12 protein-coding genes and 1 tRNA gene are annotated in these 13,297 nt (G+C 69.9%); 6 read left to right on the top strand and 7 right to left on the bottom strand.

The features are described from left to right. Positions 1–7: 7 nt before the first annotated feature. The 4 genes from BM204_RS05260 to zwf are packed head-to-tail and all read right to left on the bottom strand — an operon-like array spanning position 8 to position 4,614. Positions 8–571 (bottom strand): dihydrofolate reductase family protein, encoded by a 564-nt coding sequence (locus BM204_RS05260; protein ID WP_091111004.1) that lies wholly within the window; start codon positions 569–571, stop codon positions 8–10. Between the two features lie 53 nt (positions 572–624). Further along, the gene (eda, locus tag BM204_RS05255) at positions 625–1,263 is read right to left on the bottom strand and encodes a bifunctional 4-hydroxy-2-oxoglutarate aldolase/2-dehydro-3-deoxy-phosphogluconate aldolase (protein ID WP_246166078.1); all 639 of its coding nucleotides are present in this window, start codon (positions 1,261–1,263) and stop codon (positions 625–627) included. Further along, positions 1,250–3,109, bottom strand: a complete 1,860-nt coding sequence (edd, locus tag BM204_RS05250; protein WP_091111000.1) for a phosphogluconate dehydratase — start codon at positions 3,107–3,109, stop codon at positions 1,250–1,252. The genes eda and edd overlap by 14 nt, the downstream gene beginning before the upstream one ends. Next, complete coding sequence (zwf, locus tag BM204_RS05245; RefSeq protein WP_091110998.1) at positions 3,106–4,614, bottom strand: glucose-6-phosphate dehydrogenase; 1,509 nt, start codon at positions 4,612–4,614, stop codon at positions 3,106–3,108. The genes edd and zwf overlap by 4 nt, the downstream gene beginning before the upstream one ends. Positions 4,615–4,727: 113 nt before the next feature. On the opposite strand from zwf, the gene BM204_RS05240 reads away from it, so the two are divergent. The 4 genes from BM204_RS05240 to BM204_RS05225 all read left to right on the top strand — a co-directional run bounded on the left by BM204_RS05240 (position 4,728) and on the right by BM204_RS05225 (position 7,545). Beyond that, a complete protein-coding gene (locus tag BM204_RS05240; RefSeq protein ID WP_091110997.1) occupies positions 4,728–5,900 on the top strand; it encodes an ROK family protein in 1,173 nt (390 codons plus the stop codon). A 10-nt stretch (positions 5,901–5,910) separates the two neighbouring features. Further along, a complete protein-coding gene (locus BM204_RS05235) occupies positions 5,911–6,873 on the top strand; it encodes an aldose epimerase family protein (protein ID WP_170259099.1) in 963 nt (320 codons plus the stop codon). A 68-nt stretch (positions 6,874–6,941) separates the two neighbouring features. Further along, the gene (locus tag BM204_RS05230; RefSeq protein WP_091110994.1) at positions 6,942–7,406 is read left to right on the top strand and encodes a CHAP domain-containing protein; all 465 of its coding nucleotides are present in this window, start codon (positions 6,942–6,944) and stop codon (positions 7,404–7,406) included. 49 nt (positions 7,407–7,455) lie between these two features. Further along, positions 7,456–7,545: transfer RNA gene (locus tag BM204_RS05225), tRNA-Ser, on the top strand. Here BM204_RS05225 and BM204_RS22150 read toward each other — a convergent pair. Then, positions 7,507–7,782 (bottom strand): hypothetical protein, encoded by a 276-nt coding sequence (locus tag BM204_RS22150; protein WP_143099658.1) that lies wholly within the window; start codon positions 7,780–7,782, stop codon positions 7,507–7,509. The genes BM204_RS05225 and BM204_RS22150 overlap by 39 nt on opposite strands. A gap of 418 nt (positions 7,783–8,200) precedes the next feature. On the opposite strand from BM204_RS22150, the gene BM204_RS05215 reads away from it, so the two are divergent. Both BM204_RS05215 and BM204_RS05210 read left to right on the top strand, forming a co-directional pair. Further along, positions 8,201–8,740 (top strand): GNAT family N-acetyltransferase, encoded by a 540-nt coding sequence (locus BM204_RS05215; protein WP_091110990.1) that lies wholly within the window; start codon positions 8,201–8,203, stop codon positions 8,738–8,740. A gap of 261 nt (positions 8,741–9,001) precedes the next feature. Then, complete coding sequence (locus BM204_RS05210; RefSeq protein ID WP_218031160.1) at positions 9,002–11,032, top strand: aconitate hydratase; 2,031 nt, start codon at positions 9,002–9,004, stop codon at positions 11,030–11,032. 96 nt (positions 11,033–11,128) lie between these two features. On the opposite strand, the gene BM204_RS05205 is transcribed toward BM204_RS05210, so the two are convergent. Together BM204_RS05205 and BM204_RS05200 are read right to left on the bottom strand one after the other, a co-directional pair. Next, positions 11,129–11,776, bottom strand: coding sequence for a hypothetical protein (locus BM204_RS05205; RefSeq protein ID WP_091110987.1), 648 nt, complete (start codon positions 11,774–11,776; stop codon positions 11,129–11,131). Then, on the bottom strand, positions 11,773–13,260 hold the full coding sequence (locus BM204_RS05200; RefSeq protein WP_218031161.1) for an MFS transporter: 1,488 nt from the start codon (positions 13,258–13,260) through the stop codon (positions 11,773–11,775). Before BM204_RS05200 ends, BM204_RS05205 begins: the two co-directional genes overlap by 4 nt. Positions 13,261–13,297: the final 37 nt, after the last annotated feature.

The following is a 13,297-nucleotide window of genomic DNA, read 5'->3' as shown; positions in this document are numbered from 1 at the left end:
GGCAGGACTAGGGCTGGGGCTGCTCGGCCGGGGTGTACTCCAGGTGCAGCACGCCGTGCTCGATCGTCGTCGAGGACAGCAGCCGCAGCGGGATCTTGGGGCTGTCCTGGAACAGCCGGTCCCCGCTGCCGACGGCCACCGGGTGCACCAGCAGGGCGAGCGTGTCGAGCAGACCCATGGCCAGCAGGGAGCGGACCAGGGTGGCACTGCCGGAGACGCCGATGTCGCCGTCCGCGGAGGCCCTGATCTCGCTCAGCTGGGTCTGGATCTCCTCGGGCGTGCCCGTCACGAGCGTGGTGTTGTGCCAGGTCGCCTCGGTGAGCGTCGTGGAAACGACGTACTTGGGGATGGCGTTGATGAACGGCCCGAAGCCGTCGTCGTCGGTGTTGGTGGTCCAGTAGGCCGACCACTCCTCGTAGAGCTTGCGGCCCATCAGGAAGCCCGCGCAGGTCGCCATGCCCGAGCCGATGACGGCACCCATCTCGTCGCTGAAGTAGTCGAAGTGCCACTGGTCGGGCGACTCGACGACGCCGTCCAAGGAGATGAAGAAGTTGCTCACGATTCTTCCCATGCCCGTCAGACTGTCACCGCGAGGGAAAGTCATCGCTCGCCCCGCCGCATGTCTCAGCGCAGGGCGGCAGCCGCCCTGGCCAGCGCCTCCACTCGCGCCCAGTCGCCGTCGCGCAGGAGGTCGGCCGGGGTGAGCCACGACCCGCCGACGCAGCCGACGTTGGCCAGCGCGAGGTAGTCGCCCGCGGTCGCCGCGGTGATGCCGCCCGTGGGGCAGAAGCGGGCGGCCGGGACGGGCGACGAGATCGCCTTGAGGAACGCAGCACCGCCCGAGGCCTCGGCAGGGAAGAACTTCATCTCGGTGAGGCCCGCCTCGAGCACGGCGAGGACCTCGGAGACGGTGGCCGTGCCGGGGAGGAACGGCAGCCCCGTGTCGACCATCGCTGAGAGCAGCGACGGGGTCGCGCCGGGGGAGACAAGGAATCGGGCTCCGGCGTCGAGCGCCTCGCGGGCCTGCGCGGGCGCGACGACCGTGCCGGCGCCGACCAGGATCTCGGGAACCTGGGTCGCGATCGCGCGGATGGCCTCGAGCGCCACCGGGGTGCGCAGGGTCAGCTCGATCGCGGGCAGGCCCCCGTCGACGAGCGCCCGGGCGACGGGGACGGCGTCCTCGAGCCGGTCGATCACCACGACCGGCATGACCGGTACGGCGTCGAGCAGGCTGGCGGGGGGACGGGACTCAGACCTGGACAAGAGGAACCTCCGTGAGCGGGACACCGTGGGAGCCGAAGACGCTGGCGCCGGTGTCGGCCGCGCCGACCGTGGCGCGGAAGGCCGCGAAGAGCTCGCGGCCGGTGCCGGTCCACTCGGCGCCGTCGAGCGCGCGGCCGGTGCCGGCGCGCCCGTGCAGGTCGGGGGCGTCGATGGTGAGCACGCCGCGCTCGGCGTCAACGGTGATCACATCACCGTCGCGCACCTTGGCGAGGGGGCCGCCGAGCGCGGCCTCGGGCGTGACGTGGATGGCGGCCGGCACCTTGCCGGAGGCCCCCGACATGCGGCCGTCGGTGACGATCGCGACCCGCTGGCCGCGATCCTGGAGCACGCCGAGCGACGGGGTGAGCTTGTGCAGCTCGGGCATGCCGTTGGCAGCGGGGCCCTGGTAGCGGATCACCGCCACCAGGTCACGCCCGTCGAGGCGACCCTCGCTGAAGGCGACGAGGAAGTCGTCCTGGTCGTCGAAGACCAGCGCCGGGGCGCTCACGACCCGGTGCTCGGGCTTGACGGCCGAGACCTTGATGACGCCCGTGCCGAGCGGCCCGGTGAGGACCTTGAGCCCGCCGTCGGCGGAGAACGGGTCGTCGGCCGGGCGCAGCACGTCGAGGTCGAGGCTGACCTCCGTGCCGTCCTGCCAGGTCAGCTCGCCGTCCCTCAGGACGGGTTCGCGGGTGTAGTGGCTCAGACCCGGACCCATGATCGTGCGCACGTCCTCGTGCATCAGCCCGTGCTGGAGCAGGGTGCGCACGAGGAAGCCGATGCCGCCCGCGGCGTGAAAGTGGTTCACGTCGGCGGAACCGTTGGGATAGATCCGGCACAGCGACGGCACGACGGCCGAGAGGTCCGAGAGGTCCTGCCAGGTCAGCGCGACGCCGGCGGCCCGGGCGATCGCGACCAGGTGCATCGTGTGGTTGGTCGAGCCACCGCTGGCGAGGAGCGCGACGCAGGCGTTGACGATCGCCTTCTCGTCGACGAGCTCGCCGATCGGCGTGGGTTGCCCGCCCTGGCGGGTGATCCCCACCGCGCGCGCCGCCGCTGCTCGCGTCAGGGCCTCGCGCAGCGGTGTGCCGGGGTTGACGAAGGACGAGCCCGGCAGGTGCAGGCCGAGCACCTCCATCAGCAGCTGGTTGGAGTTGGCGGTGCCGTAGAACGTGCAGGTGCCGCGCGAGTGGTAGGACGCCGCCTCGGCCTCGAGGAGCTCGTCGCGGCCGACCTTGCCCTCGGCGTGCAGCTGGCGCACGCGTGCCTTCTCCGAGTTGGGCAGGCCCGAGGCCATCGGCCCGGCCGGCACGAAGACGGTGGGCAGGTGGCCGAAGGACAGCGCTCCGATGAGCATGCCGGGCACGATCTTGTCGCAGACGCCGAGCATCAGCGCGCCGTCGAACATGTCGTGGCTCAGCGCGATCGCGGTCGACATCGCGATCACGTCGCGGCTGTAGAGCGAGAGCTGCATGCCGTCGCGGCCCTGGGTGATGCCGTCACACATCGCCGGCACCCCGCCCGCCACCTGGGCGATCCCGCCCGCGCGGGCGGTGGCCTGCTTGAGCACCGGCGGGTAGTCGCCGTAGGGCTGGTGGGCGGAGAGCATGTCGTTGAAGCTCGTGACGATCGCCAGGTTGGGCTTCGTCCGCCCTCGCAGCGCGACCTTCTCGTCGGGCTCGGCAGCGGCGAAGCCGTGCGCGATGTTGGCGCAGCCCAGCTGGCCGCGGGCGGGTCCCTGGTCGGAGGCCGCGCGCACGCGCGAGAGGTACGCCGTACGGCTGGGGCTGCTGCGCTCGAGCAGGCGGTCGGTCACCTCCGCCACGACGGGGTGGATGGGGCTCATGCCTCGGACTCCTGCCAGTGTCGGCCGTCGCGCTCGAGGAGCGTGGCGGCTGCGGTGGGCCCGCTGGTGCCGGCGGGGTAGCGCTTGGGGCGGTCGGGGGCGGCCTGCCACCGCCGGAGGATCGGCTCCACCCAGGTCCACGCGGCCTCGACCTCGTCGCGGCGCATGAAGAGGGTCGGGTTGCCGCGGATGACGTCCATGAGCAGCCGCTCGTAGGCGTCGGGTGAGCGCTGGGTGAACGTCGTGGCATAGCTCAGGTCCAGCGACACCGGCCGCAGCCGGATGCCGCCCGGGCCGGGCTCCTTGGCGGTCATGTGCAGCCGCATGCCCTCGTCGGGCTGGACCTGGATGTGCAGCCGGTTGGGCGACGTGACGCCCTCGCTGTGGGGGAACATCGCGTGCGGCGGCTCCTTGAAGACCACCACGATCTCCGACATCCGGCGGTCCATCCGCTTGCCGGTGCGCAGGTAGAACGGCACGCCGGCCCACCGCCAGTTCTGCACCTCGGCGCGCACGGCCACGAAGGTCTCGGTGCTGCTGCCCGGGTGCCCGATGTCGTCGGTGTAGGACGGCACGGCGGCGCCGTCGACGAGCCCGGCGGTGTAGCGGCCGCGGACCGTGCTCCGGTCGACGTCCTCGGGGCTCATCGGCTTGAGTGCCTGGAGCACCTTGAGTTTCTCGTCGCGGACGGTCTCGCGGCCGACGTAGGTCGGCGGCTCCATCGCGACCAGGCAGAGCAGCTGGAGCAGGTGGTTCTGCACCATGTCGCGCAGCGCACCGGAGGTGTCGTAGTAGCCACCACGGTCCCCGACCCCGAGGGTCTCGGACACCGTGATCTGCACGTGGTCGACCCAACGGGAGTTCCACAGCGGCTCGAGGAAGGTGTTGGCGAAGCGGGTGACCAGCAGGTTCTGCACGCTCTCCTTGCCGAGGTAGTGGTCAATGCGGAAGATCTGCTGCTCGCAGAAGACCCGGCCGACCGCGTCGTTGACCGCGCGGGCCGACTCCAGGTCGGTGCCGATCGGCTTCTCCATCACCACTCGGGAGGAGTCCTCGACGACACCGGCGGCGCCGAGCCGCTCGCAGGTCGGGCCGAAGAGGGCCGGTGCGATCGCGAGGTAGAACACCCGCACGACCTCCTCGCCGCCCTCGACCTGCGGTCGGTCCTTGAGCAGGTCGTGGAGCAGGTGCCAGCCCTCGGGGTCGCGGGAGTCGAGGGTGAGGTGCCGGACGCGGTCGACCAGTCGTCGTACGGCGTCCTCGTCGAGCTCGTCGGCGGTGACGTGGGTGTGGAGGGCCTCGCGGACGGCGTGGCGGTAGCCGTCGTCGTCGAGCTCGGTGCGCGAGACGCCGATGATCCGGGTGCCCGCGGGCAGCTGGCCCTCGAGCTCGCGCTGGTAGAGGGCGGGCAGGAGCTTGCGCAGCGCCAGGTCCCCGGTGCCACCGAAGACCGTGAAGTCGCACGGGGGCAGGCCGGCGGAGAGCTCGGTGGCAGGGAGGGTCACCACTCAACGGTAGGACCGAAGAGTGCTCTCGACAAGCATAACTTGGGCATTGTTTAGACAAAAGTAAGCCAACCCAGAGATCGGGACGAGCGGAAGCGCCTAGGATTGCGATCATGACCACCGCCGGCGACGTCCTCGAGCTCGTGCGCTCGGGGCGGGCCACCACCCGCTCGCAGCTGCGGGTCCAGACCGGCCTGTCGCGCACGGCGGTCGTGGCGCGCGTCGCCGCGCTCGCGGAGGCGGGGCTGCTGCTCGTCGGCGAGGAGCTCGCCTCCACCGGCGGCCGGCCGCCCGGGAGCCTGCTCTTCAACAAGGACGCCGGTGTCGTCCTCGCCGCAGCGATCGGTCGGTCCCGCTCGCAGCTGGCGCTCTTCGACCTGCTCGGCGACCAGCTCGCGACCTCCGCCGTGGACCACGACGTGGGCGCGGGTCCCGAGGTCGTCATGCCCGCGGTCGCCACCCACCTTGGTCGTCTCCTGGACGAGGTCGCAGCCGGTCGGCCGGTGCTGTCGATCGGGATCAGCCTGCCCGGCACCGTCGACCCCGTGCGCGGGGTCAGCGTCGACTCGCCGGTCATGGGTGGCTGGGACGGCGCCGACCTGACCCGCTACCTCGCCGATGTCGCGCAGGCACCGACCTTCGTCGGCAACGACGCCGACGTGCTGGCCCGCTCCGAGCGGCTCGGCCACGCGGCCGGGATCTCCGACCTCATCGTCGTGAAGGCCTCGACGGGCCTCGGGCTCGGGATCATCGCCGAGGGCCGGGTGGTCTCGGGCCACCTCGGCGGTGCCGGCGAGATCGGCCACACCAAGGTCGACGCCGCCGCCGGACGCCCCTGCCGCTGCGGCGACACCGGCTGCCTGGAGACCCTGGCCGGGGGATGGGCCCTGGTCGCCCGGCTGACCGAGTCCGGTCGCCGGGTCGACCACGTGCGCGACCTGGTGGCGCTGGCCGCGGCCGGCGACGCGGATGCCAAGCAGCTGCTGCGCGAGAGTGGCCGTCAGCTCGGGGAGGTCCTCGCCGTCGCGATCAACCTGCTCAACCCCCAGGCCGTCGTCATCGGCGGCGACATGGCCGCGGTCTTCGACGTCTACGCCGCGGGCGTGCGCGAGAGCGTCTACGCCCGCGCCTCTGCGCTCGCCACCCGCGACCTGCAGTTCCTGCCGTCGACCTTCGGCGACCGCGCCGGGCTCGTCGGCTGTGCCTCCATGGCGCTGGAGCAGGTGCTCAGCCCGGCCGCGGTCGACGCGCGCCTGCTCGAACGCGCGCCGTCTCCTGCCCGCTAGCGTTCGCGCCGTGCCTACCCCCCTGACCAGCATCGTCATCGGCCGGGAGCCGGGCCCGGTGCTCCACGTGCTCCCGCTCGGCGCCACCGTGCAGCGACTCGACGTCGGCCGGCGCGCCCGTCGCAACGTGGTGCTCGGCCACGCGACGACCGCGGAGTACCTCGCGTCGGTCGACTTCGTCGGCGGCACCATCGGCCGCTACGCCAACCGGATCGCCCGGGGCCGCTTCGAGGTCGACGGGGTCGAGCACGCGGTGGTCACCAACGACCGGGGAAACGCGCTGCACGGCGGCCCCGACGGCTTCCACCGCCGGGTGTGGGACGTCGTGTCGCAGGCCGACGACGAGGTCGTGCTCGCGCTGGAGAGCCCCGACGGCGACCAGGGCTTCCCGGGGCAGGTGTCCGCGCAGGTGCGCTACGCCGTGGTCGGCGACACCGTGGTCGTGGAGCTGACGGCCACCACGGACGCGCCGACGCTGGTCAACCTGACCCAGCACACCTACTTCGCGCTCGGGGGTGTCGCCGGGGTGCCCGAGCACGAGCTGCGTGTCGCTGCCGACCGCTACACCCCGACCGACGCCACCGGCATCCCGCTCGGCGAGCACGCACCAGTCGGCGGCACCCCCTTCGACCTGCGCTCGGCGCGGCGCCTCGGCGAGGTCGGCATCGACCACCACTACGTCCTCGAGGGGCACGGCCTGAGGCCGGTGGCGGAGCTCGCGTGCCGTCGTACGGGGATGGCGGTGGTGGTCTCCACCGACCAGCCGGGACTGCAGGTCTACACCGGGCGCGGCTTCGACGGCTCGCGGCGGTCGCTGTCGGATGAGCCCCTCGGGCCGTACGCCGGGATCGCGCTCGAGCCGCAGCTCGCGCCCGACTCCCCGCACCACGAGGGACCCGACTGGCCCTCGGCGGTCCTGCGGCCGGGCGAGACCTACCGCTCGGTGCTGGAGTGGCGCTTCGTCGAAGCATGAGGAGTGGGGGCGTGATGAGTACGGATCCCCATCGCGGCCGACCGCCCCGGGCCGTTACGTTCCGGCCCATGATGCTCCCCACGCTTCGTCAGGTGCTCCGACCCACGGCCGCGGCCGCCCTCTGCCTCACCCTCTCCCTGGGCCTCGGCGCCTGCGGCGGTGACGACGAGCCCGACGGCAGCGGTGGCGGCGAGACCGCCGCACCTGCCGGGGACGTCGCCGACGCCGGCGAGGTGGCGCCGGTCGACTCTCCCGCCGGTGGGGTGACCTACGTCGACTCGACCGAGCCGGCTGCGGACACGATCGTCGTCGACGAGGGCGGCTTCACCGCCGACACCTCGACGATCGAGGTCGGTGACGTCGTGCTCTTCATCACCGGCGACGAGGGGATCTACGGGGTGGTCGTGGGCGACCTCGACGGCTACACCGTCACCACGGGCCTCAACGGCGCGTTCCGCTTCGACGCCCCCGGAACCTACGCCGTCCGCGAGGAGATCAGCGACAACACCGCGACGATCACCGTCGAGGAGTAGCCAGACCCAGATTTCACCGACCCCGGACGGCTCCGGTAACCTTCCCCGCGGTGGCGTGTCCGAGAGGCCGAAGGTGCATCACTCGAAATGATGTGTGGGGTCAAACCCACCGTGGGTTCAAATCCCACCGCCACCGCCAATGCCAAACAGCCTCTGAACTGCGAAGATGCAGTGTCAGGGGCTGTTTTGGTTCCAGGTCGTGGACGAACGCCTGATGCAGACTCCTCGTCGCCTCGACCGCGATCACCGGCGCCACCACCGAGGGATGTGCATCGAGCAGCCGTTGTACCTGCTCCAGACCGGCACGCGAGACCGGTACAGAGACCGGCTTCTCCACCCAGCCCGTGCCATCACTGACCCAGACCCGGTTCATCACCTTCCCGGATCCACCGCGACGACCACCGTCGCTGGATCCAACGGGATCTTCAACATAGCCATGAGCTCCTCCTTCTGATCGGACTCAACACAGTCCTCCCAGGCAGGGCTCGAGATCTATCAGCTGAGCCACTTCTCCGTCTCGAACGCCTGGATGAACGAAAGCAGTCACGCCGGTCCTCGAACAGCGTCTCGGAAAGGGTGCCGCCACTGATGGAATCGGCACACAACTCCCGGCCAAAGCACCGCGCACTGCCGGGCGCCGTACTGGTGAGAATCTCCCTCCGCCTGCTTGCCTTGGCGGGCGTGAGTGTCCAGCAGAGATCGGGTGACCGGTACTGAAGCAACGGGCCTGGTGGGTGGCGACTTCACCAGGCCCATCGTGCTGGCCAATTCCTGTGGGTGTGCAACCCTCGAGCATGACTGACATCAAGGTCCGCCTCCTGGTCAAGGACGAATGGCAGCTCTACCGCGACGTCCGGTTGGCGGCGCTGCGCGATGCTCCGGAGGCGTTCATCGCCCGTTTCGAGGACGAGGCGTCCTATGACGACGACTTCTGGCGCGACCGGATGAGCCACGCAACCCGCATCGTGGCTGAGTACGGGAACGAGCCAGTCGGTCTGGTCTGTCTTGGACTGCACAACGAGGATCCCCAGACCAGTGAGGTGTTCGGGCTGTGGACCGCTCCGAGCGTGCGTGGTCAAAACGTGGCGCGCGATCTTGTCGCAGTCGCACGCCAGAAGGCGGCCGAGGATGACCACAGGCTGCTTTACTTCTGGGTGGTCTCTGACAACGCCTCCGCGGTCGGCTTCGCGAGCAGCTTCGGCTTCCGCCCGACGTCGGAGCGTCGGCCCGTGCGAGTTGCTGACGGTGAGGCCGAGAAGGACGCGGACGAGGTCGCCATGGTGCTGCCCCTCGCGGCGGACCCGACCCGCACGCCGAACCCATACCCGGAGTGATCGTCCCGCCTAGCGTGGCTGTGGCTCTCGGCATGAAGACAGCGACCACGAATGGGCAGTGAAGGGACTGCCCATGCTCAGGTTGGCACCGAGCCACCCGGCTGGGGCCCACCAACGGGAGATCTAGTCGGAGCTGACGATCTGTCCTCAACGGACCGACATCTGAAGGCCTGAAGCGGCGCGTCATTCACCTTCCTCCACGCAGGCCACGATCGCGACCGAAGGGGCTAGTTTGGAGGGAGCCGTGGGACTCTTCGCCGGGTGGCCGCGGCCCGCGAATTTCCCGGCGACATTCGAGCAAGGAAACTCACCGTGGCACACAACGTAGCTCAGAAGCTCATCGCTTCTCACCTGCTGAGCGGAGAGATGAAACCTGGGTCAGAAATCGGTCTGCGCATCGATCAGACTCTCACCCAGGACGCGACGGGAACGCTCGTCATGCTCGAGTTGGAGGCGCTGGGGCTTGATCGTGCTCGCACCGAAGTCTCCGTGCAATATGTCGACCACAACCTCTTGCAGTCCGACAGCAAGAATGCCGAGGACCACGACTTCCTCCGATCGGCGTGTCAACGCTTCGGCCTGTGGTTTTCCAAGGCCGGAAATGGTGTTTCGCACCCGACGCACATGCAGCGGTTCGGCATCCCGGGCAAGACGATGGTCGGCTCGGACAGCCATACGCCTGCGGCGGGTTCGCTCGGCATGCTGGCCATCGGTGTGGGGGGTATCGAGGTCGCACTCGCGATCGCCGGCGAGCCGCTCTACATCAAAATGCCCAAAATCTGGGGCGTGAAGCTCACCGGCCAGTTGCCTGCGTGGACGAGCGCGAAAGACGTCATCCTCGAGATGCTGCGTCGACATGGCGTCAAGGGCGGGGTCAATCGAATCGTCGAATATTACGGACCGGGACTGGCGACGCTCACCGCGATGGACCGGCATGTGATCGCCAATATGGGCGCCGAACTGGGGGCTACAACCACGGTGTTCCCCGCAGACGATCAGGTGCGCTTGTTTCTGCGTGCAGAGCAGCGTGAGGACGATTACACCGAGTTGCTCGCCGACGAGGATGCCGGGTACGACGTTGACGAGGAGATTGACCTCTCCACCATCGTGCCTCTCATCGCGCTGCCCAGCTCGCCGGGAAGCGTCGTGCCCGTGCGGGAGGTCGCCGGCCGACCGGTCGAGCAGGTCGTGATCGGGTCATCGGCGAATCCGGGGTTGCGGGACTTCGCGATCGTCGCCGCCATCGTCAAGGGGCGCCAGACGCACGCGGGCGTGTCCTTCGACGTCAACCCGAGCTCCCGGCAGATTCTGCAGGACATGACCCGGATGGGTGCGACTCTCGACTTGATCGGGGCCGGTGCCCGGCTGCACCAATCGGGCTGTATGGGCTGCATCGGCATGGGCCAGGCCCCGGCAAACGGGAGCATCAGCCTGCGTACGATGCCGCGCAACTTCCCTGGCCGTTCGGGCACCGACGAGGACTCGGTCTACTTGTGCTCGCCGGAGACAGCGGCGGCCGCGGCGCTGACTGGCACGATCACCGACCCGCGAGACCTGCAGGAGCTATTCGACCTGGAATACCCCTCGCTCGAATTGCCCGCGACGTCGAGCGTGAACCTCGCCATGCTCGAAGGACCGTTGCCGCCCGAAGAGTCAGCCCAGGTCGAACTGGTCAAGGGCGAGAACATTTCCTCGTTGCCGGTCTTCGGACCCCTTGCCGATCACATCGAGGCGCCAGTCGCCCTGAAAGTGGGCGACGACATTTCGACCGATGGGATTCTGCCGGCCGGTGCGAAGGTCTTGCCATACCGCAGCAACATCCCCAAGCTCGCCGAATTCACCTTCGCCCAGATCGATGAAACCTATCCCGCACGCGCCGCCGAAACGCGCGAGGCGAACGGCCACATTATTGTCGCCGGCGCCAACTACGGGCAGGGTTCCTCACGGGAGCACGCTGCGATCACCCCCCGCTTCCTCGGGTTGCGTGCGGTGCTGGCCGTTTCCTACGCGCGTATTCACTGGCAGAACCTCGCCAATTTCGGTGTGCTCGCCATCGAGTTCGCCGATGCGGCCGATCATGATCGGATCCAGCAGGGCGATGTACTGATGCTTACCGGCATTCGTGAAGCCCTCGTCGCCGGAACCGCGATCACCGTTCACAACAAGACCCGCGACGAGGACTACGTGGCGCGACACGGCCTCTCGACGCGACAGGTCGACATGGTCCTCGCCGGCGGACTCATCCCCTGGCTCCGCGACCGACAAACACGCGAAACCGGTGCACAGGACTGAACCACGCCGCAGGACGCGGGTGCATCGGGCCATGTTCGCGTCAGAGTCACTTGAACTGGACCCGACCGGACGTCGTCCGGGCGGGTCTCCTGCGTCTCAGAGGATGTTGGCCGCGCGGGCGGCGACGATGACGAACGTCGTGATGGCCACGCTCGCGCCGAGCATGTAGACGACCTTGGCCCGGTGGGTCAGCGGCAGGGTGTCGGTCGGGCTGAACGCGGTCGACATGGTGAAACCGACGAAGAGGTAGTCGAGGTAGGTGGGGATCCAGGGTCGGTCGGTGGCCTCGGGCAGGCCCGCCTGCGGGAACAGCAGGTCCGGAGCGCCGGGCACCCGGTGGTGGGACGGGTCGCGCGCGAAGGGGCCGCCACGGTCGAGCTCCCACAGGACGACGCTCGTCGCGATGACGTTGGTCGTCACGAGGACCAGGCCGGTGACGAGCAGGCGCTGCGAGCTGATCGTCGAGCCGGCGAGGAGCAGGACCACGAGGTGTATCAGCGTGGCGGCGTTGGCCAGGAGCACGGCGCCGGCCGAGACCACGGCGAGGACCCGCAGCACCGGGTGGTCTCGCGCGAGCCGGACGGGGTTGGTCGCGACGAGGGGGAGCAGCAGCGTCAGCTGGAGGGCCGGCAGGACCCAGGTCGGGCCGATGCTGACCTGGTCGGGCACGAGGAACTGGCACGCGAGCGCGATCAGCACTGCCACCGTTGCCGGCCACCGCTGGTGGTGCGCCCCGGTGGTCATGCGGGCTGCTCGGCGACCGCCGCGAGGTCCAACGCATCGGCGAGCTCCTTGTGGCGTCGGACGGCGGCGACGCTCGGCAGCAGCAGGCTCGCGAGCGCCGCGACACCGAGCGACACCCCGGGCACCCACAGGGCGGTGAGCAGCGCGTCCCGGAGGACCGCGGGCGAGAAGACCGTGCCCGCGGTCTCGAAGAAGACGACCCCGACGACGGCGAGCAGGAGGGCAGCACCGACCTGCTGGAAGGTGCCGAAGACACCCGAGGCGGCGCCGGCGTAGCGGACGTCGATGTTGGCCAGCGCCACGTCGAGGAGGGGGATGGCGGCGAAGGCGAGGCCGGCACCGCCCAGCAGCATGGGGCCGATCAGGTCGGCCTTGCCGAGCGCGTCACCGTGGTGGGCCACGGTCTGCCCGGTCCAGGCCACGGCGGACGCGAAGGCCACCAGGCCGACGAACACCAGACCTTTGCCGAGCTTGGCGACCAACGGCACCGAGGCGCCGCTGGCGAGGAACGCGCCGATGCTGAAGGGCAGCGTGGACACGGCGGCACCGATCGGGGTGAAGCCCAGCCCCACCTGGAGGTAGATGACGATCACGAAGAAGTAGGCGCCGATGGAGCCGAAGAACGCGAACGCCGTGACCATCCCGGCCGAGAAGCCCCGGTCGCGGAAGAGCGTCGGTGGGACCAGCGGCGCGCCGCCGGCCGCCTCCAGCCTCCGCTGGGCGAGGACGAAGACGACCAGCAGCACGATGCTCACCGTGAGCATCGCCCAGATCCACACCGGCCACCCCTCGGGTCGCCCCTCGATGAGGGCGAAGACGGCCAGGAACAGCGCCACCGAGATGAGGGCGGCGCCGCGCAGGTCGAGTCGGACCCGCTCGCGGGCGTGGGACTCGGGGATCAGGATCGCCCCGGCGACCAGCAGCACGATCCCGACAGGGATGTTGATGACGAAGATGGAGCGCCACTCCAGCCCCAGCACGTCGTACGTCGTCAGGATGCCGCCCAGCAGCGGGCCGGCGACCGCCGCGGTGCCGGTGACGGCACCGAACGCGCCGAGCACGCCGGCCCGCTCGCGCGGCGCGTAGAGCACCTGGATGATCGAGAGCACCTGCGGCACCATCGTCGCGGCGAAGAGGCCCTGCACCAGCCGGGAGATGACGAGCACGTCGGCGGTGGGGGCGAGCCCGGCCGCCGCGGAGGCGAGCGTGAAGCCCGCGACGCCGATGAGGAAGACCTTCTTGCGGCCGTGGATGTCACCGAGCCGGCCGGTCGTGATGAGCACGACGGCGAAGGCCAGGACGTAGCCCGACACGATCCACTCGAGCTGCGCGGACGACGCCTCGAGGTCGGCCTGGATCGAGGGGAGGGCGACGTTGACGATCGTGGTGTCGAGCAGGTCCATGAACGTCGCCATGAACAGCACCAGCACCGCGGTGGTGCGGGCGCGGGAGGTCAGGGGTGGTGCCGGAGCGGGTGCGGTCACGCGACCTTTCTAGCGGTCCGCGCCGACACACCCCTAC

It is taken from the genome of Nocardioides psychrotolerans, from assembly GCF_900113685.1.
Taxonomy (GTDB): Bacteria; Actinomycetota; Actinomycetes; order Propionibacteriales; family Nocardioidaceae; genus Nocardioides; species Nocardioides psychrotolerans.
The sequence above is the reverse complement of the archived record's forward strand: the minus strand, read 5'-3'. Positions and strand labels throughout refer to the sequence as shown.

Excerpts from the sequence above, each read along its gene's own strand:
- BM204_RS05240 (WP_091110997.1), top strand. The coding sequence starts at position 4,728 with ATGACCACCGCCGGCGACGTCCTCGAGCTCGTGCGCTCGGGGCGGGCC.
- BM204_RS05215 (WP_091110990.1), top strand. The coding sequence starts at position 8,201 with ATGACTGACATCAAGGTCCGCCTCCTGGTCAAGGACGAATGGCAGCTC.
- edd (WP_091111000.1), bottom strand. The coding sequence starts at position 3,109 with ATGAGCCCCATCCACCCCGTCGTGGCGGAGGTGACCGACCGCCTGCTC.
- BM204_RS05260 (WP_091111004.1), bottom strand. The coding sequence starts at position 571 with ATGGGAAGAATCGTGAGCAACTTCTTCATCTCCTTGGACGGCGTCGTC.
- BM204_RS05205 (WP_091110987.1), bottom strand. The coding sequence starts at position 11,776 with ATGACCACCGGGGCGCACCACCAGCGGTGGCCGGCAACGGTGGCAGTG.
- BM204_RS05230 (WP_091110994.1), top strand. The coding sequence starts at position 6,942 with ATGATGCTCCCCACGCTTCGTCAGGTGCTCCGACCCACGGCCGCGGCC.